Below are 18,190 nucleotides of genomic sequence, written 5' to 3' on the forward strand. Positions count from 1 at the left end.
TTACAGTGGTAATTTAACAATAAAAACGGTGTATTCGCCTTCTTTAGAGTCGATGTCTATTTGCCCGTTATGGGCTTTTACAATGATATCGTAACTTAATGATAACCCAAGGCCTGTACCCTCACCCGTTGGCTTAGTGGTGAAAAAGGGCTGTAATATTTTATCCTTTATTTCGTCGGGGATACCGGTGCCGTTGTCTTTTACGCGTATCTCCAGCCATTTATCAACCTTTTGGGTGCTTACTTCGATAGTTGGTTTATACCCGGCCAGCCCGCTTTTCTGCTTTTGTTGTACGGCATAAAAGGCATTGTTGAACATATTGAGCAGCACACGGCCAACATCCTGCGGAACGATGTTCACCACAGGCAGGGCATCGTCAAAATGCGTAACCATTTCGGCGTTGAACGATTTATCTTTTGCACGCAAGCCGTGATAGGCCAGGCGCAGGTATTCGTCGGCCAAATTATTTACATTAGTAGGTTCTTGCACGTCGCTGCTGGCACGGCTATGCTGCAGCATGCCCTTTACAATACCATCGGCGCGTTTGCCATGATGGCGTATCTTCTCCAGATTCTGTTTTATATCATTAGCAATGGCCATGGCCTCTTCGGCATCGCCTTTTTCCAGCTCCTCGCCCATCTCGTCTATCAATTCCATACTTACCTCGCTGAAGTTGTTAACGAAGTTTAGCGGGTTTTGTATCTCGTGTGCAATGCCGGCGGTTAATTCACCCAGCGAAGCCAATTTTTCTGATTGGATGAGTTGTTGTTGGGTGGTTTGCAGCAATTTTACGGTTTCCTGCAATTCGTCGCGTTGTTTTTGAAGCTCAGCGGTGCGTTCGGCTACCAGTTTATCGAGAACGATGTTTTGCTGGTTAACAAGTTTAAATTCTTCCTCCTGCTTTTTTGATGAGGCCCAACGGGCAAATATCCATGTAAAACCTACTAATATGGCTAACTCGAAATAGTCATCGTTCTCGCTGTAAAATTTGGATGAAACAAGTTCTACCAAGCCCGAAATAGCAGTAATACCAACAAGCGGGTAGTGCGCTATTATATAGGGCCTTACTAATTTAAAGTCGGGCTCTTGCAGGAAGTAATAAAGAATACCGCCTAATAACGCTGCCGACACCAAGGCATCCAAGCCATCGGGCAGTTTGCTAAGTGCAATAAAAAGCACCCAAATTATGCCGCTCGCAATATTGAGTATACTACCCCATTTAACGTGTAGCGGAGTAAGCTTTACGGTTTTAATAATACGCCGCAATAACAAAAAGCCGGCGAGGTAAATAAAAAAATACATAGGCAGAAAATAGCTTTATGGCATTAAAGATAATATTTTATGGGGATGGTTGTGCAATGCCGCCTCAAAATGAATAATGAGGCACCCCTTTAGAAAAGTCGAACTATTGAAACAATTTGGTGGAATGAAAAACCACTGACCTAATCCCCAAACAAAAATCTGTGAAATCAAAAGAGCATCAGTGGAATCCACAAAAGAAATCCTGTCTTAATCCGTCAATCCTTTAATCCTGTTAAAAAGGCTTTACCCAGAATAGTTATATGCCGTTTGAATCTTGTCCAGCTTACCCATCTTGTACATTACCTGCTCCACCTGCGTTTTGCGGATAGATAGTTTAATGCTGCAGTTCAACTCGGATGTTTGCTCCAATACCTCCAGTTGCTCATCCTTAATAATGCGCATTACATCATTCATTTGCGGGTATTCAAAGGTGATGGTGTAAACATCGTTCACTGTTTTATGAATCAATTCGGCTTGTTCAAGCGCTGCTTCAGTAGATAACTTGTAGGCATTGATAAGCCCCGGCACCCCCAGCAAAGTACCGCCGAAATAGCGTACTACCACTACCAACACATTGGTAATGTCTTTAGAGAGCAGCGTGTTTAATATAGGGCGGCCGGCAGTTCCCGAGGGTTCGCCGTCATCGTTCACGCGGAAAACAGAGCGGTCTATCCCCAGCCTGATGGCCCAGCAATGGTGGTTGGCCTTGGGGTGTTCTGCTTTAAGTTTGGCTATGATAGGTTTTATATCATTATCGGAGGTAACGGGATAAGCGTAGCCCAGGAATTTGCTGCCACGGTCGCGGAAGATGCCCTCCGCGGGGCGGGCAATGGTTTTATAAGTATCGTCGAACAGCATTTAGTTTTGCGAAAGGGTGAGCACTATAATGGCAGCAATGGCCAGTACGATGCCAATTTTGTTAAGCAGGGTAAGTTTTTCTTTAAATACCACCAGGCCGACTAAAGCGCCGGCGGTAATTACACCGATATTCATGGCCGAAAACACTGTTGATGGATTGGCCGAAAGTTGCCTGTGGGCTTTGAGGTAGAATAGGATGTTACCGAAATTTGCCACGCCAATTATCCAGCCGAACATAATATGAGGCCAGGAGATGCGCGTGCCTTTGGTTACTACCCTGAAAATTAAACCGATAAGTGCTATTATGAAAGCCAGTATAAATATCAAAAACAGCGATGTAGTGTAGGCAACTTCTTTATGTGTGGCTACTTGTTTGAACAGGATATCAATAGCGCCAAAGCCAAAGAAAACTACCAGCAAATAAAACCAGGCATTGCTAAGCACCTTGCGATTAGCCGTTTGTTTTTGCCATGGTATGGAGCAAATGATGGCCGCAAACCCTATAGCTATACCAACGGCCTTCATAGCGGTAAGCGGCTCGTTAAGCAGCCAAAAGGCGGCGCTAAGCGAAACCAGCAGCGACAGGCGCTGCGCAACATCGGTACGCACAATACCAGCTACCCTTACTGCTGAAGCCATCACCATAAAAACAACCGGCAATAATATACCCACTGCAAAATAGATAGCCGGCAGATGGAAGGTTTCGATAGAAGTAAGATCTACTACCGGCCTGAAAAAGAACCAGGTAAGGAGTATGGCGATGGAGTAGTTCCAGGTAATGGCCTGCGAAATATCAATACTGTAGCGGCGGGCCAGTTTCAATAAAACCGACACGATTACGCTGCAGCAAACACTGAGGAAAACGTATAACATTAGTTTTAGGTAGATCTATAATAAAGTTGTAATTGGTCGTTCCCAACGGCATAACTGCCGCCATTTTGGCCGCTTATTTTAGGGGCTGCAATGCCGCTGCCCAAAACACTTTGGCCGGTAAAAATACGCGCTTCGTCCCACAAGCCATTCTGTATAAATGCATTCAGGGTCTTGGCGCCACCCTCCACTATAACCGATTGAATATCTTGCATATACAACTGATACATAATGTACTGAGGCACATAGCGCTCAAAGTCTTCCAGGGCGATGTACTTTATATTTCCGTCAATATCGGTTTTTATTTCGTTAAATATCAAGGTTTCAACCTTCCGGTTGTAAATATGCATATCGGCTGACAATTCCAGCCTCCTGTCGATAATAACACGTTTGGGCGACTTGCCCTCTGCATACCGGTTATCCAGTTGCGGGTTGTCGGCCAATACGGTGTTCTTGCCCACCAAAATGGCGTCTTCCTCTGCCCGCCATTGGTGTACCAGTTTGCGCGCTTCTGTACCGGTTATCCAATGCTGGCTGCCGTCTGCAGGGGCAAAAAAGCCATCGGCAGTTTGTGCCCATTTCAGGATAATGTAGGGGCGGTGCTGTTGCACGTGGGTAAAAAATCGGCGGTTCAGCCAACGGCATTCTTCTTCCAGCACACCAACTTCTACCTCTACGCCGGCGGCTCGCAGCTTCTCAATGCCTTTGCCATCTACCTGCGCAAATGGGTCGCGGCAGCCTACTACAGCTTTGGGTATACGGTGTTTAATGATCAGGTCGGCACAGGGCGGGGTTTTGCCGTAATGGGCGCAGGGTTCCAGTGAAACGTAGATGGTGGCTTGCTGCAATAGTTCGGCGTAGTTAACATAATTGTTTACCACCATGTTAACTGCATTTACCTCGGCATGTGCTTCGCCGTGTTTACGGTGGTAGCCCTCGCCTATTATTTTATCGTTATGTACAATTACCGCGCCTACCATAGGGTTCGGGCTTACCGATCCTGCGCCTAAAGCGGCAAGTTCCAGGCAGCGCTGCATATATATTTGGTGTTGGGGCATGGCACAAAAGTAGGTTTTATGTTACTTTGTTGCATGAAAACTATCAAGGAGGTTTTCCTCAATTTTCACAACGCGCTTGACGGACTTTACGGTCCACAGGAGGCAGAAGCCATAACCCTTATGGTGCTCAGCGAGATAAGCGAATTATCGCGTGCAAAAATAAAAGCCTTCCCGGATGATGATGTACCTGCTGAAGCTTTGGAAAATCTGCCCGCCATACTTACCGAGCTAAAAACCGGCAAACCCGTACAGTACATTTTGGGCAGCATCGAGTTTTACGGACTAGCCTTTTTGGTTAACCCAAGCACGCTAATACCCCGCCCTGAAACGGAGGAATTGGTGGAATGGGTTTTATCAAGTCAAAAGTCAAAAGTTGAAAGTCAAAAAAACGTTTCGATACTGGATATTGGCACGGGGAGCGGGTGTATCGCTATCAGCCTGAAGAAGAATTTGCCCGCCGCCACGGTTACGGCTGTTGATATTTCTGTGGATGCCTTAAAAACAGCAAAACAGAATGCGGTTATAAATGAGACGAACGTGGAGTTCGTTGAGATGGATATTTTGCACCCTAACCACTCACTACTCACCCCTCACTATTCACTCATTATCAGCAATCCTCCTTACGTTACCCTGCACGATAAAATACAGATGCATACCAATGTAACGGATTTTGAGCCGCATTCGGCGTTGTTCGTACCCGAGGATGAGCCGCTGTTGTTCTACAAAGCTATTACCGATTTCGCCGTTACGCATCTTAGTCCCGGCGGTATGCTTTTCTTCGAGATAAACGAAGCCTTTGGGCAAGAAACAGTTGAACTATTGGCTGATAAAGGATTTAAAGACACTGAGTTAAGGAAGGATATGAGCGGCAGGGACAGGATGGTGAAAGGGGTAAAATAGCCCCATTTGTCATTGCGAGGAGCACGCGGGAAGGCTTGGCGCGATAGGGCGACGTGGCAATTTCGTCGCAAAGCATTAACGCCATCTTTGCATAGTTGCCTGTCCTATGAGATTGCCGCGTCGCGCCCCCGCACCGTCCAGCCCTGCTGCTCCTCGCAATGACAAATCGTTTATTTACTCAGTTACGCGGGTGATAACTAATAATCAGTGACAAGGATAGGATGGTGAAGGGAATAAAATAGAGAACTTGTCATTGCGAGGAGCACGCGGGAAGGCTTGGCGCGATAGGGCGACGTGGCAATCTCGTCGCAAAGCATTACCGCCATCTTTGCATACTTGACTGTCCTATGAGATTGCCGCGTCGCGCCCCTGCACACTGTCCAGCCCTTCTGCTCCTCGCAAATGACAAATCGTTTATTTACTCAGTTACGCGGGTGATAGCTTATTATCGTACTCCGCAAAAACTCTCTGTCCAAATGCGTGTATATCTCCGTTGTGGTTATACTCTCGTGCCCCAGCATTTCTTGTACGGCGCGCAGGTCGGCGCCGCCTTCTACCAGGTGGGTAGCAAAGGAATGGCGGAAAGTGTGGGGACTTATCTTTTTTTGTAAACCTATCGTGGCTGCCAAATCCTTTATCATCATAAACACATACACCCGGCTTAGCCTGCTACCACGGCGGTTCAAAAAAACCAGGTCTTCCTCTCCTTTTTTAATGGGGTTGTGCACCCGCACAAGTTCTATCCAAATCTTTAACGCCTTTATAGCCTCGCCACCAATAGGTATCAAGCGTTCTTTGCTGCCTTTGCCGGTTACTTTAATAAACTCTATTTCGGGGAAGAGGTTGGATAGCCTCAATTCGGTTAATTCAGACACACGCAGGCCGCAGCCATAGAGTACCTCCAGCATGGCCTTGTTGCGCGGGCCTTCGGGTTTGCTGAGGTCAATGGCACCAATAATTTTGTTGATATCTTCCACACTCAGCGTATCGGGCAGCTTGCGTTGTATGCGCGGCGTTTCCAGTAATTCGGATGGATCGGCGGCAATATAGTCTTCCATCATCAGGAATTTATAAAAGGCTTTGATGCCCGAAATAATGCGCGATTGGGTGGAAGGTATCATGCCCAATTCGTTCACCCAAGCTATAAAAGCCCGCAGATCTTGTAAAGAAAAATCTTTAGGTGATTTTTTATCTATCAGTGAATCAGCGTATTGATAAAGTTTATTCAAATCATCGCTATATGCTTCTATAGAATTTACTGACAGCCCCCTCTCCAGCCGCAGATACCCTTTAAAACCTTTTATTGCCGTTGCCCAATTCAACCAATTTTACTTTTGATGATTTATACCTAAGTTTGAAACAAATGAATATACAAATTATAAACGGCCCAAATTTAAACCTGCTCGGCGTTCGCGAAAAGTCGATCTACGGCGATAGCAGTTTTGAAACTTATTTAACTGAATTGCAAAAGCATTTTGCCGGTGTAAATATCAGCTATTACCAAAGCAATGTGGAGGGCGAAATTATCAACAAACTGCACGAAGTTGGTTTCAGCGCCGATGGTATAGTACTTAACGCCGGTGCCTACACGCATACCTCTATTGCCATTGCTGATGCAATTGCAGCGATTACCACGCCGGTTATCGAGGTACATATCTCTAATGTGCATAAGCGCGAGGCCTTCAGGCATAAATCAATGATAGCAGCAAGCTGTAAAGGGGTTATTGCCGGGTTCGGGATGCATTCTTACAGGTTAGCTATAGAAAGCTATCTTCTTTAAATTCTAATTGCTAAACACTAAATTCTAAAGGGGAGCGGGCTTTCTATTGTTAAATCGAAAACAATAAAAACAATATGGGGCGAACAGGGTTAAGGCAACAAATCCGAAGTCGAACATCCGAAATCCGAAATTCGCGCATGAAGCCCCTAAAAATAGCCACTCCTCTCCTGTTCATCATTTGCTTATTTACAGTGAGCGCTTTTGCGCAATCCGGTAAAAAGCACCTGAGTGTGCGCGATTCATTGCGGCAAACCATCCTCAGGCGCGATTCGATGATGCGGAGCTTTAAACGCTCAGATACCTCCATCAACAGCCTGCTGCAAAAGATCGAGTATTACACATCTTCCTTCAACCAAATAAAAACCAGCCTTTCGCGCAATATCGATACGGTGGATATCAGCCTGAAGCTTCCCCGTTACGAGAAGAGCGTAAGCCTGATAAAAACCCTGATAGACAACGACCGCAGCAGTACCCTGCGCTATCTGTACGCCATTCGCGATATTATCACCCGCAGCGATAAACAATTGGACATTTGGCAGGACAGGCTTGCGGTGATCAACTCCAAACTGGTACAAAACCAAAACGAGTTATCGTCCATGGGCAGCGACCAATCGCTGAAGATACTCCCTTCTGATACCAGCCTGGCGCGGCAATACATAGCCCAAAAAATGGCTATAGATGCCAAGTATAAACGACTGGATACCACCAATAAAAAGCTACTGCTTAAAGTAGGCGCAATGCAAAACCGGGTAACATCGGTGTACATTGCCCTGATAGACCTGCGTGACCAGATAGACCTCAAAATACGCGAGTTCAGCATATCTGCCCTCTCCGACGAAGATAATAGCATTTGGGAGATGGATAAGAATACCGACAGCACGTTTGGCACCGCCCTCAGCAAAAGCTGGACGATGAACACCAAATTGCTCACCTTCTTTTTAACCCGCGATCCGCTCATCCATTTCGCAGGATTCCTGGTTTTGGGCTTGTTCTATTTCTGGATATTCAGCACGCACCGCAAACTGCGCCGCATAAAAGAGTCGCCGGAAACAGTACTTACACACGCACGGTTCGCGGCATACTACCCTATCGTATCAACGTTTATTGTGGCATTTGCCATTGTCCCCAATTTTTATGATCACCCGCCGGTGGTGGTATTAGAGATATTTTTCACGGCGCTTATAGCCTCCATCCTTTACCTGGTTCATAAAACAGGGCCGCAGCCGCTATTCAAGTTTTTGGCAACGCTGTTCGGGCTTACCATGGTTTATAGCTTCAGCAACCTTTTTGTTGAGGTAAGCAATACCGATAGGGTTATTGTGCTGCTGTTGGCTATTGTAACCGGCATAATCAGCCGCCACTTCTATAAGGTGGTAAAACAAAACCCTACCGACTACCTACCGCATACCAAAACCGTTTTGCGGGTTTTTATTATACTGCTTATCGTATCGGCGTTGTTCAATATTTTCGGACGGGTAACGCTATCCAAGATCATTGGTGTAACAGCAGTTTACAACCTGTGGCTGGCGTTGGGTATGTACTACCTGGTGCAAATTGTAATGCAAAGCCTGTTTATGCAGTTGGAGGCCAATAAAGATAGCAACACCTTCACCTCGTTCATCGATTTTAAAATGCTGCAAACCAAATTCCGCAGTATTTTAACCGTATTGGCGGGGCTGCTTTGGTTGGTTATGCTCACGCAGAATTTGAGTGTGGAGGATGTGGTTTTCACAGCAATTAAAAACTTCCTGACCGAGAGCCGCAGCATTGGTGGTACCAGTACGCAGTTCACCTTTCAAAGCATCATTATATTTATTGCTGTAATATGGCTATCATCGGTAGCGGCCAAAATTATCAGTTATTTGTACGATGTGGCGGGCAAAAGCAGTACCGACATTAGCGTACTTAAAAAGAAGAACCGAACCTCTACCCTGCTCATTAAACTGGCGGTATTTGCCATAGGCTTCCTGCTGGCGGTGACGGCTTCTGGCTTCCCGCTGGATAAAATTACCATCATCATTAGCGCCTTTGGTATCGGTATCGGTTTCGGCTTGCAGAACATCGTGAACAACCTGGTATCGGGCTTGATACTGGCCTTTGAGAAACCGGTACAGATAGGCGATATTATTGAGGTAGACACCCGCAGCGGCACCATCATGGAGATAGGCATCCGAAGCAGCAAAATAGCCACTGCCGATGGCGCCGAGGTAATTATCCCCAACGGCGACCTGATAGCCCGCCACGTAATTAACTGGACGCTGAGCAATAACAACCGCCGCATCGAACTCATTATTGGCGTGGCCTACGGCTCGGACATAGACAAGGTAAAAACCCTGCTTACTAACCTGCTCTGCAACCGTAAGGATATTATGGATAACCCCGCCCCGCTGATATTTGTGCACAACCTCAGCGCAAGTTCGGTAGATTTCAGGCTATTGTTCTGGGCGGCAGATATCAGCACCTGGTTATCGCTCAAAAGCCATGTACTATCTGATATTTACACCATCTTCGCCAAAGAAGGCATCGAGATACCATTCCCTCAGCAGGATATTCACGTAAAGGTAGATAACGTAGTGGCAGAAACAGCCAAGAAAAACACCAAGCCACCGGGCGAAGAAGCACAACCAACAGATACGGATGTGACGGATACGAAGGAGTAGTGTGGCAACAGATTCCCTCCCTCGGGAGGGGTGAGGCTGACAAGTGCAAAGGCAGGGAGGGGTTAGGGACTATGCTAAGCGGATTTGCATTTTCGCAAACCCCTACCTCCTCCTTCCCTCCATCGGAGTCCTCCGCCGGACCAAGGAAGGAATCGCACGCGCCCCTCGCTTCTATTTTACCTGCTCTATCTCAACGCCTTCTTATCCAACTCGCTGAACTTCCTCTTCTTCCCCACAAAAAAATCCCACACAATGCTGCGCGAGTAATAACCGGTTAGGTTTTGCCAGGCAATGCCTTTTACCTTTAAGCTATTGGGCTTTGTTTTCCAAAACAACCGGCGTACAAAGTTTTGGTGTGCTCGGCTAATGGCCCAGGCATTTTTACCTTTCCCTTCAGCCAGGAATTTCGCAAGTGCCAGCAGGTCCAGCCAGAAGCGGATGCCTATTACCCATAATGCGCGCCAAAAGCTAAGGTTATTCTTCAGCATCAGCAGGTTGTTGCGGAAGTTGAGGTAAGTTTTAAAAGGGCTTTCGGCATTGAGGGTACCGCCGCCCACGTGATAAACTACCGAATGGGGACAATACATTACTTTGTAACCCATATTCTTCAATCGCCAGCAAAGGTCAATCTCCTCCATGTGGGCAAAAAAGGTTTCATCGAGCCCACCGGCAGCATGCCATAAATCTTTGCGGATAAATAGTGCTGCGCCCGATACCCAAAATACTTCCTGCTGTGTGTCGTATTGCCCTTTGTCCTCTTCCAATTCATCAAATATGCGGCCGCGGCAAAACAGGTAACCAAATTGGTCCATAAAACCACCTGCGGCACCTGCGTATTCAAAATGCGTTTGCTGCGCGAATGATTTTAGCTTCGGCCCTGCCGCGCCTATCTTCGCATCGCTTTCCATCAGGGCAATAACCGGCTCTATCCAGTTAGGCGTAACTTCCACATCGGTATTCAGCAGTACGTAGTAATCTGCCTCCACCTGTGTAAGTATGCGGTTATAGCCACCTGTAAAGCCGTAATTTTCGTTATTTTCTATTATCCGCACCAATGGGTAGCGCGATTGTACAAATGCCACAGAGCCGTCTGTAGAGGCATTATCAGCCACTACAATGTCCAAGTTGGTGTAGGTTGATGCCAATACACTGGGCAAAAACTGCTCGAGGTGTTTAATGCCGTTCCAGTTGAGTATTACAACGGCAACTTTGGGGGCAGTACTCATTTCTTGTAATCCTCCGGCTTAAACTTCCAGCGCCTGTGGCTCCAAAGCCAGTATTGCGGGGTTTCCTGTATCTGCTTTTCCAAATAAGCTACGTGGGTGTTAGTAATTTCGTATTGGGCGGTTTCTTTCGGGTTATCTATCAGAGGCACCAGTTCATAGGTATAATGGCCGCGTTTAACGCATTCAATACGGTAGAACATAACGGCGGCATCTGTCATTTTCGCTATTTTCTCAATCCCTAAAAAAACCGCTGTTGGTTGGTTTAAAAATTGGGTAAAATAAGTCACCTCGTTCACGCCCGGCGTTTGGTCGGACGCCAGCACGCTTACCGTAAGCTCATCCTTCAGTGATATCATGGTGCGCAGGGTTTGCTTCATGGTTACCAGCATAGAGCCGAAACGCGCGCGTTGCTTATTCAAAAACGCATCGAAATTGGGGTTATTCAATGGCTTGTATACAATAATGGTTTTCTTATCGGTAAGCATGCCAAAGGCCAGGGCCGACATTTCCCAGTTACCATAATGCCCCGCTGCAGCAATAATGCTTCTCCCTTTTTTGAAGTATTCTTCCACAATTTCGGGGTTCTTCATGTGCATGCGTTTGCGCAGCTCTTTTTCCGAAATGCTTATCATTTTCACCGTTTCTACCAGCAAATCGGCCATGTAATGGAAGTATTGCTTCTCTATTTTAAGGCGTTCGGCATCGCTTTTTTCGGGGAAGGCATTTTGCAAATTGGTGCGCACTACATGGCGGCGGTACTTAATGCCATGGTACAGCAACAGGTAAATACCGTCGGCCAATAAATACATAAACCAAAAGGGCAATAGCGAAAATAGGTACCAAAAAAATATCCCTATGTTGTCCGCCGCTTTTTTTAACATTATTTTAACCAATTTTGCCGGCACAAACATAAAAAATATATATGATTGAGAATGGTGCTGTTTTCCCCCTCTTCTACCTGCCGCCGGTTGAGTACTTTAGCCGCCTAACGCAGTTTAAACCCAATGTGCTGATAGAAAAGGAAGAACATTTCCCCAAGCAAACTTACCGCAACCGCGCTACCATCTATTCGCCCGATGGCCCGCTTGACCTTACCGTGCCGGTAATAAAGGGTGCCAAAAACCACACCAAACTAAAGGATGTGCGCATCAGTTACGATTTTAGGTGGCAACGCCTGCACTGGATGAGCCTGCAGGGATGCTACCGCCGCTCGGCCTATTTTGAATATTATGAAAGCGATTTTGCCCTGTTCTACGAAAAGCAATTCGACTTTCTGCTCGAATACAATACCCAACTCCTCGAGCTATTACTGCGCCTGCTGAAGATAAAAATGCCCCTGCAGTTTACCGAAACCTACGAGGCCGAATACCCTACCCTTACCGACCTGCGTAGCGCCATGAGCGCAAAAACTCCTTCGGCGGTGGAACAAAAGCCCTACTTTCAGGTTTTTGAGGAGCGTGGAGGCTTTATAAAAAATCTGAGCATTGCCGACCTGCTGTTTAACCAGGGGCCGCAAGCCATAAACTATCTGTAAATGGGCAACTTTAACCGGAGGGTACACTTAAAACGGCATAAAGAGAAATTTGAAGTGGGCGCCCGCCCGGGTACTATTGCTATACCCGAAGGTGCGCTAAAACCGCAGATCATCATCTATTCGTTTAACGAAACCGACCTGCAAACCACTAAAAACTGCGATATGAAAGACATAACGCAGCAAATAAAAAAGTGCAGTAACCACACCCACTGGATAAAGATAAATGGCCTTGGCGATGCTAAACTGATCGAAGATATTGGCACCTTTTTGGGCATAAACCAACTGGTGCTGGAAGATATTGTAAATACCCACCAGCGCCCCAAATTTGATGAGTATGAGGGCTACGTTTTTGGCACCAGCCGCATTATCTACTTTAACGATGATGGCGAATTGGTGAACTGCCAATTTAGCGGCATAGTAAAGGACAACATAGTGATCAGCTTTGAGGAAAGCCATCTTGATTACTTTGAGCCGATAAAGATTCGGCTGAAGGCCGGTAAAGGCAGCATCCGCACGGCCGGGCCTGGCTATATATTTTATGCCCTTACCGATACCATACTGGACAATTACTTTGTAGTACTATCTGAACTGGGCGACCGCATAGACCAAACCGAAGATAAGCTTTACGAGCGCCCCGATAAGAGCATTATGTTTGATGCGCAGCAACTGAAGCGTACACTCATCATCATCCGCCGAAGCTGCTGGCCCGAGCGCGATAAGATAAACGATATGATACGCAGCGAAAGCGAACTCATCACCAAAGATGTAAAGCTTTACCTGCGCGATGCTTACGACCATTGTATACAGGCCATGGATATGGTAGAGAGCTACAAAGAGGTAACCAGCAGCATTATAGACCTTTACCTGAGCATGGTAAGCAACCGCATGAACGAGATCATGAAAGTGCTCACCATCATTTCGGTAGTGTTTATCCCGCTAACCTTTATTGCCGGAATCTACGGAATGAACTTTAGCCGTACCGATGATAAAGGGCACCTAATACCTGATAATATGCCGGAGTTATACTGGCCACACGGTTATATCTACGCGCTCATCCTGATGTTCGGCATCGGCTTTGGCTTGCTTTTCGTTTTCTGGAAAAAAGGGTGGTTTAATAAGTTGTAAAAGATACTTTTAGAATCAATCAGAAACTATTGGGAACATTACTGGTATTGCGAATGTCAGTTTATTATTCACTGATGTATTGACTTCATTTTTCCCACCTGCTCCGATACCAACAACACCAGCCATTACTTTCAATCGACCACCTATTTCTGATTTTTCATTTGCATCAATAATCAAGTCGAATTTTAGAACAGAGACTGTCCCGCTATTTTGTCCTCCGGAATCGATTTTATATGTTATTCCGTCAGGTGCGCCTATCGTTTGAATTATTTTCGGATTAACTATGCATCCTTTATCCGCATTCAAACTTTGAGCTTGAATTATCCCCTCCGTTATCTGAGTTATAGCCTCTGATATAAAGTCTTTTAAATTAATGCTACCCATACTTGTTTGTCAAAATTTATTAACACAAAAGACATTACGCCCACTTCTCCTTCAACCACTTCCTTACCGGCTCATCGTACAACTTCAGCGCAGCATAGGCCAACACAAAAAAGAATACGAACAGCCCAATAGCTACAGGTATAACCACTGATGCTTCGGGTTTGGCTTTGGCTATCCAGAACGTGTAAACGTAGATGAAAGGATAATGTACGATGTAGATGGGGTATGAAATATCGCCGGAGAATTTGCAGAGCTTTGCCCAGCGTCCCTCTATAGTCCCCCCAGCCCCTGCCGCTACAATGATAGGGAAAACAATAATGATACAAAGCGCATCGTAGTAACCGTTCCAGCTATATCACGGGAAAAAGAACGCCGCTGCCAATAACAATGAGCAAACGGTATAAGCCATAGGCACACGTATCATTTTACCGGTGCGGTACAACAGCAAACCGGCAAAGAACGGAAACATCATGCGCACCGGTGCTATGAAAATATTGGGGTACCCCGTTGCGCCCTCGCCCTTGAACCATTTGGCAATAAAAGCCGACTGTACATCGCCATAGCCCCAGCCGGTACCAACATCGCCATGATCTACCGATACTACCAACAGCACTACACCACTGATAAATACCAAAGCCCACAAGGCAGTTTTCTTTAATTTACGGCCTATGATGGCGTAGAGGATATTGGCCAAATACTCCTGCATCAGGCTCCAGCACGGGCCGTCAAGCGGGTGGCTTTCGCCCCAGCCGCGTACATCCGTGGGTGCCGGCAGCAGTGTAAGCCCGAAGAGTATTACTATGGCGAACTTACCAATATCGACCACCTGCATATCCTTATAAGGGTCGAACCAGAAAACTATCGCCCCTATCACAGTGCCCAATATCACCAGCGGATGCAAGCGCATTACCCTTATTTTAAAGAATTGCCCAATGGTCATACCTTTTGCCCAACGGTCGTCGTAAGCGTAGCCTACCACAAAGCCCGATAACAGGTAGAAAAAATCTACCGCCAGGTAGCCGTGGTGCATAGGGTGTTTGGGTAATTCGGGGAAAAAGCCCTCCAGCAAATGGAAAGCAACAACTAAAATAGCAGCAGTGCCGCGCAGCCCATCCAGGATGGGGTAATGGGGTTTACTCACAAAAGTTTAATAAATGGTTTATAGGCGGAAGATACTATTCGATGTGCAGATGTGCAAACTAATCGATGTGCAAATGTGCAGATTTCACATGTGCAGATGAAGTTGCTATGAACGATGAACTATCATCCACGAATCACTCCCATCGGTGAAATCAAAATAAATCAGTGGAATCGGTGAAAAGAGAATCGGTGGAATCTAATAAAATAATATCGTTCAAGTTAATTTTATCTAACTCGTTAAAATTCAGCCATAATAGTAATATCTTTACCGAAACCCTACACAATTCCCCTATGGCCGCCTTTCACTTCTCTGAAAAGATAATTATTAATAAATCCGCCGAAACAGTATTCGATTATAGCCAGGATTATAACAAACGTTTAGAATGGGATACTTTCCTGAAAAAAGCCGAATTGGTTAACGGAGCTACGGAGGTCGACAAAGGTGTAAAGGCATGGTGCGTATCAAAAAACGGCATAGGTATGGAAACCCGCTATGTAACCTACAGCCGCCCATGGACAACCGCTATTAAAATGACCAAAGGCCCCTACATGTTCAAAACCTTCGCCGGCTCGTGGACGTTCAGGAACACCGAAGATGGAAAATCAAAAGTCACCTTCTTTTACAACTACAGGCTGCGGTTCCCGTTTACCATTATCGGCCCGTTTATAAAAAACAACCTGCGCAGTAACGTGCGCGAACGCCTGCGCGGCCTCAAAAAATGCGTAGAAGCGGCGTAACATCGTTGCTACCATTTTTCAATCGGTGAAATCATATAACATCGGTGAAATCGGTGCCAATAAAACTATTTAACCGCGTCGCCTGTTACCATAGCAACCATTATAACAAAATATGTTTGCTACAAAAGATCATCAATATTTCCAGGTTTCGCAGGGTGTATGGGGGCTTAGGCTACTGTATGTAAATGTGTATATGATAGCCAACCGCCGCGGCGCGGGTAAAGGCTGGGTTTTGGTAGACACCGGCCCCAAAGGTTCCGAAGAAAAGATCATAGATATGGCCGAAGCTTTATTCGGTCCCGGTACGCGCCCATCCGCCATAGTGCTTACTCACGGGCACGCCGACCATGCCGGCTCTGTTACCGAACTGCTGAAAGTTTGGCGGGTGCCGGTATACGCCCACCCGATGGAAACTCCCTATTTAACAGGAAGGTCAGAATACCCACCTGTTGACCCACGGGCAGGTGGCGGGTTAATGACCTATTTATCGGTATTATTCTCTACCAAACCTATCAACATCAGCCGCAGCCTGGTAGAGATAGACCCATACGACGGCATCCCCGAACTACCCGAGTGGAAAGTGATACACACGCCGGGCCATACCCCGGGGCATATATCGCTGTTTATGCCGCTGAATACAACGCTTATAGCCGGCGATGCCTTTACCACCACGCAAGCCGAATCAGCCTGGCATTTGGCGCTTTACAAAAAGAAACTGAGCGGCCCGCCAAAATATATTACTACCGATTGGATAGCCGCGGGTAAATCGGTACGTAAACTCGCTTCGCTACAACCACGAATAGCGGCAACAGGTCACGGCCCCGTAATGCGCGGGCGCGAATTAACTACAGAACTTAGCCTGCTGGCCAATCGTTTTGAAGAACTTGCCGTACCCAGCGAAGGGCGTTATGTGGGCCGCGCTGCCGTAAGTGATGCACGAGGTGTGCGCTTTATTCCGCCTGCACCAAACAGTAAACGCACCAAAGCAGCATTGGGTATTGCCGCGGCGTTATTCGGCTTTTTAGTGGTAAGCAAAGCGGTAAAATTGTGGTAGCCCCGCGGTAATTTGGCTATGTTTGCCCCGTGGAAAACATGATGCCCGATCCGCAGGTGCTTGTGGATATTGTAAAAACGAAAATGCCTTTTGGCAAATACAAAGATACGCTGATATGCGACATGCCTATCAGTTACCTGGAATGGATGAACCGCAAAGGCTTCCCTCCCGGCAAACTGGGCATGCTGATGAGCACCGCTTACGAGATAAAACTGAACGGGCTGGATAAGTTGCTGTGGATGATAAAAAATAAGTTGAAGTGAGTGGTGAGTAGAGAATAGTGGATGGTTGTTTTATCCTATTATCAAACCACTCACCATTCTCTTATTCAACCATTCTCCAACCCACTGTAAGGTTTCTTCGTTTATTACGACAAAGGGATAAAACGATAATATGAGAAACTTAATGATATGCCTGGCCGCCATGCTGTTATTTGCAGGTTGCGCCGAAGGGCAGCCGAAAGGCATGGCGGTATTACCAAAACCTGCCACAGGCGAAGCCATAGCTACCTTTGGTGGGGGCTGTTTTTGGGCCATGCAAGAAGCCCTGAGCGAGCTAAAGGGCGTTAATAAAGTAATATCGGGCTATGCCGGCGGTAACACTGCCAACCCAACCTACGAGGAGGTAAGCAGCCGCACCACCAACCACGCCGAAACCGTACAGGTTTATTACGACCCAAAGGTAATAAGCTACGCAACTTTATCCGAAGCTTTCCTGAGCGCGCACGACCCTACCCAACTTAACCGCCAGGGACCGGATGTGGGCACCGATTACCGCTCGATAGCCTTTTACCGAAACGACGCGGAAAAGGCCGCGCTGGAAGATGCTATTAAAAAAGTAAATGTCTCTAAGCATTACGCTAACCCTGTGGTTACCCAAGTGGTGCCCTTTAAGATATTCTACCCTGCTGAACAATACCACCAGGGCTACTACCGCAGCCACAAAGACAGCAACCCTTACATCGCATCGGTATCTAAACCCAAAGTGATGAAAATGCGCAAAGCAATGGCGGCGTATTTGAAGCCGGAGTTTATGAAATAGTTCATAGCTGATAGATGATAGTTCACAGTAAAAGAAGCGCATTGAAAGTTTTCTATGAACTATGAACCATCATCTATGAACCAAAAGCTTACCTTTGCATCGCAAAACGTTCTATCGCTGCCACGATACGTCGGGGCGGAGGAAAGTCCGGGCAACATAGAGCATCCTGCTTCCTAACGGGAAGGCGCCCGCAGCGGGCGACAGCAAGTGCCACAGAGAATATACCGCCGGTTTTACAACTGGTAAGGGTGAAAACGTGAGGTAAGAGCTCACGGCCTTCGTAGGCGACTGCGATTGCGGTAAACCTCAGGAGTTGAAAAACCAAATAGGTCCTGAAAGCGGAGTTGCTCGCTCCCTCCTCTTCACAGGGGTGTCAGGATGGGTAGGTTGCTTGAACCTGCCGGCAACGGCAGGGCCAGATCAATGATAGAAGTTTCGGAAACGGAATACAGAACCCGGCTTACAGGTTTGCAGCTGACGAATCCCCTCTTAGGAGGGGATTTTTTGTGAATAGTTGATT

General features: G+C 46.7%; 17 protein-coding genes, 1 other RNA gene and 1 pseudogene. 10 read left to right on the plus strand and 9 right to left on the minus strand.

The window, feature by feature from the left end:
- The 4 genes from BC343_RS03660 to ribD form a co-directional block, all read right to left on the minus strand.
- A complete protein-coding gene (locus BC343_RS03660; RefSeq protein WP_078346351.1) occupies nt 1-1,302 on the minus strand; it encodes a sensor histidine kinase in 1,302 nt (433 codons plus the stop codon).
- A 243-nt stretch (nt 1,303-1,545) separates the two neighbouring features.
- A complete protein-coding gene (locus tag BC343_RS03665) occupies nt 1,546-2,160 on the minus strand; it encodes an IMPACT family protein (protein ID WP_078346352.1) in 615 nt (204 codons plus the stop codon).
- The gene (locus BC343_RS03670) at nt 2,161-3,033 is read right to left on the minus strand and encodes a DMT family transporter (protein WP_078346353.1); all 873 of its coding nucleotides are present in this window, start codon (nt 3,031-3,033) and stop codon (nt 2,161-2,163) included.
- A gap of 5 nt (nt 3,034-3,038) precedes the next feature.
- Nucleotides 3,039-4,088, minus strand: a complete 1,050-nt coding sequence (ribD, locus tag BC343_RS03675; RefSeq protein ID WP_078346354.1) for a bifunctional diaminohydroxyphosphoribosylaminopyrimidine deaminase/5-amino-6-(5-phosphoribosylamino)uracil reductase RibD — start codon at nt 4,086-4,088, stop codon at nt 3,039-3,041.
- A 33-nt stretch (nt 4,089-4,121) separates the two neighbouring features.
- On the opposite strand from ribD, the gene prmC reads away from it, so the two are divergent.
- Nucleotides 4,122-4,988, plus strand: coding sequence for a peptide chain release factor N(5)-glutamine methyltransferase (prmC, locus tag BC343_RS03680; RefSeq protein WP_202909717.1), 867 nt, complete (start codon nt 4,122-4,124; stop codon nt 4,986-4,988).
- Between the two features lie 422 nt (nt 4,989-5,410).
- On the opposite strand, the gene BC343_RS03685 is transcribed toward prmC, so the two are convergent.
- Nucleotides 5,411-6,310 (minus strand): site-specific tyrosine recombinase, encoded by a 900-nt coding sequence (locus BC343_RS03685; RefSeq protein WP_078346355.1) that lies wholly within the window; start codon nt 6,308-6,310, stop codon nt 5,411-5,413.
- Nucleotides 6,311-6,351: 41 nt separating this feature from the next.
- Between BC343_RS03685 and aroQ the strand changes: the two genes are divergently transcribed.
- Nucleotides 6,352-6,768 carry a type II 3-dehydroquinate dehydratase gene (gene aroQ / locus BC343_RS03690; protein WP_078346497.1) on the plus strand — a complete coding sequence of 139 codons (417 nt, stop codon included), beginning with the start codon at nt 6,352-6,354 and terminating at the stop codon, nt 6,766-6,768.
- Nucleotides 6,769-6,905: 137 nt separating this feature from the next.
- Nucleotides 6,906-9,428 (plus strand): mechanosensitive ion channel family protein, encoded by a 2,523-nt coding sequence (locus tag BC343_RS03695; RefSeq protein WP_162276811.1) that lies wholly within the window; start codon nt 6,906-6,908, stop codon nt 9,426-9,428.
- Nucleotides 9,429-9,613: 185 nt separating this feature from the next.
- On the opposite strand, the gene BC343_RS03700 is transcribed toward BC343_RS03695, so the two are convergent.
- Both BC343_RS03700 and BC343_RS03705 read right to left on the minus strand, forming a co-directional pair.
- Nucleotides 9,614-10,654, minus strand: coding sequence for a glycosyltransferase family 2 protein (locus tag BC343_RS03700; protein WP_078346357.1), 1,041 nt, complete (start codon nt 10,652-10,654; stop codon nt 9,614-9,616).
- Nucleotides 10,651-11,565 (minus strand): lysophospholipid acyltransferase family protein, encoded by a 915-nt coding sequence (locus tag BC343_RS03705; RefSeq protein ID WP_317043634.1) that lies wholly within the window; start codon nt 11,563-11,565, stop codon nt 10,651-10,653. The genes BC343_RS03700 and BC343_RS03705 overlap by 4 nt, the downstream gene beginning before the upstream one ends.
- 11 nt (nt 11,566-11,576) lie before the next feature.
- Between BC343_RS03705 and BC343_RS03710 the strand changes: the two genes are divergently transcribed.
- Both BC343_RS03710 and corA read left to right on the plus strand, forming a co-directional pair.
- Complete coding sequence (locus BC343_RS03710) at nt 11,577-12,188, plus strand: WbqC family protein (protein ID WP_078346358.1); 612 nt, start codon at nt 11,577-11,579, stop codon at nt 12,186-12,188.
- Complete coding sequence (gene corA / locus BC343_RS03715; protein WP_078346359.1) at nt 12,189-13,313, plus strand: magnesium/cobalt transporter CorA; 1,125 nt, start codon at nt 12,189-12,191, stop codon at nt 13,311-13,313.
- Nucleotides 13,314-13,328: 15 nt separating this feature from the next.
- On the opposite strand, the gene BC343_RS03720 is transcribed toward corA, so the two are convergent.
- Nucleotides 13,329-13,697: a hypothetical protein gene (locus BC343_RS03720; protein WP_078346360.1), complete on the minus strand. Its 369-nt coding sequence runs from the start codon at nt 13,695-13,697 to the stop codon at nt 13,329-13,331.
- A gap of 34 nt (nt 13,698-13,731) precedes the next feature.
- Nucleotides 13,732-14,838, minus strand: a pseudogene (locus tag BC343_RS03725) (acyltransferase family protein).
- A 290-nt stretch (nt 14,839-15,128) separates the two neighbouring features.
- On the opposite strand from BC343_RS03725, the gene BC343_RS03730 reads away from it, so the two are divergent.
- The 5 genes from BC343_RS03730 to rnpB all read left to right on the plus strand — a co-directional run bounded on the left by BC343_RS03730 (nt 15,129) and on the right by rnpB (nt 18,149).
- On the plus strand, nt 15,129-15,575 hold the full coding sequence (locus tag BC343_RS03730) for a type II toxin-antitoxin system RatA family toxin (protein ID WP_078346361.1): 447 nt from the start codon (nt 15,129-15,131) through the stop codon (nt 15,573-15,575).
- Between the two features lie 112 nt (nt 15,576-15,687).
- On the plus strand, nt 15,688-16,629 hold the full coding sequence (locus tag BC343_RS03735; RefSeq protein ID WP_078346362.1) for an MBL fold metallo-hydrolase: 942 nt from the start codon (nt 15,688-15,690) through the stop codon (nt 16,627-16,629).
- Nucleotides 16,630-16,667: 38 nt separating this feature from the next.
- Nucleotides 16,668-16,892, plus strand: a complete 225-nt coding sequence (locus tag BC343_RS03740) for a DUF3820 family protein (protein ID WP_078346363.1) — start codon at nt 16,668-16,670, stop codon at nt 16,890-16,892.
- Between the two features lie 130 nt (nt 16,893-17,022).
- The gene (msrA, locus tag BC343_RS03745) at nt 17,023-17,670 is read left to right on the plus strand and encodes a peptide-methionine (S)-S-oxide reductase MsrA (protein ID WP_078346364.1); all 648 of its coding nucleotides are present in this window, start codon (nt 17,023-17,025) and stop codon (nt 17,668-17,670) included.
- 98 nt (nt 17,671-17,768) lie between these two features.
- Nucleotides 17,769-18,149: RNase P RNA component class A (rnpB, locus tag BC343_RS03750), an RNA gene on the plus strand.
- The last annotated feature ends 41 nt before the right edge of the window (nt 18,150-18,190 follow it).

Origin of the sequence: Mucilaginibacter pedocola (genome assembly GCF_002013915.1) — a bacterium.
Lineage (GTDB): Bacteria > Bacteroidota > Bacteroidia > Sphingobacteriales > Sphingobacteriaceae > Mucilaginibacter > Mucilaginibacter pedocola.

What these genes read in the sequence shown, in the direction of transcription:
- corA (WP_078346359.1), top strand. Translation starts at nt 12,189, where the DNA reads ATGGGCAACTTTAACCGGAGGGTACACTTAAAACGGCATAAAGAGAAA.
- BC343_RS03740 (WP_078346363.1), top strand. Translation starts at nt 16,668, where the DNA reads ATGATGCCCGATCCGCAGGTGCTTGTGGATATTGTAAAAACGAAAATG.
- aroQ (WP_078346497.1), top strand. Translation starts at nt 6,352, where the DNA reads ATGAATATACAAATTATAAACGGCCCAAATTTAAACCTGCTCGGCGTT.
- BC343_RS03710 (WP_078346358.1), top strand. Translation starts at nt 11,577, where the DNA reads ATGATTGAGAATGGTGCTGTTTTCCCCCTCTTCTACCTGCCGCCGGTT.
- msrA (WP_078346364.1), top strand. Translation starts at nt 17,023, where the DNA reads ATGAGAAACTTAATGATATGCCTGGCCGCCATGCTGTTATTTGCAGGT.
- BC343_RS03735 (WP_078346362.1), top strand. Translation starts at nt 15,688, where the DNA reads ATGTTTGCTACAAAAGATCATCAATATTTCCAGGTTTCGCAGGGTGTA.
- BC343_RS03670 (WP_078346353.1), bottom strand. Translation starts at nt 3,033, where the DNA reads ATGTTATACGTTTTCCTCAGTGTTTGCTGCAGCGTAATCGTGTCGGTT.
- ribD (WP_078346354.1), bottom strand. Translation starts at nt 4,088, where the DNA reads ATGCCCCAACACCAAATATATATGCAGCGCTGCCTGGAACTTGCCGCT.
- BC343_RS03705 (WP_317043634.1), bottom strand. Translation starts at nt 11,565, where the DNA reads ATGTTTGTGCCGGCAAAATTGGTTAAAATAATGTTAAAAAAAGCGGCG.
- prmC (WP_202909717.1), top strand. Translation starts at nt 4,122, where the DNA reads ATGAAAACTATCAAGGAGGTTTTCCTCAATTTTCACAACGCGCTTGAC.
- BC343_RS03660 (WP_078346351.1), bottom strand. Translation starts at nt 1,302, where the DNA reads ATGTATTTTTTTATTTACCTCGCCGGCTTTTTGTTATTGCGGCGTATT.
- BC343_RS03665 (WP_078346352.1), bottom strand. Translation starts at nt 2,160, where the DNA reads ATGCTGTTCGACGATACTTATAAAACCATTGCCCGCCCCGCGGAGGGC.
- BC343_RS03695 (WP_162276811.1), top strand. Translation starts at nt 6,906, where the DNA reads ATGAAGCCCCTAAAAATAGCCACTCCTCTCCTGTTCATCATTTGCTTA.
- BC343_RS03730 (WP_078346361.1), top strand. Translation starts at nt 15,129, where the DNA reads ATGGCCGCCTTTCACTTCTCTGAAAAGATAATTATTAATAAATCCGCC.
- BC343_RS03720 (WP_078346360.1), bottom strand. Translation starts at nt 13,697, where the DNA reads ATGGGTAGCATTAATTTAAAAGACTTTATATCAGAGGCTATAACTCAG.
- BC343_RS03700 (WP_078346357.1), bottom strand. Translation starts at nt 10,654, where the DNA reads ATGAGTACTGCCCCCAAAGTTGCCGTTGTAATACTCAACTGGAACGGC.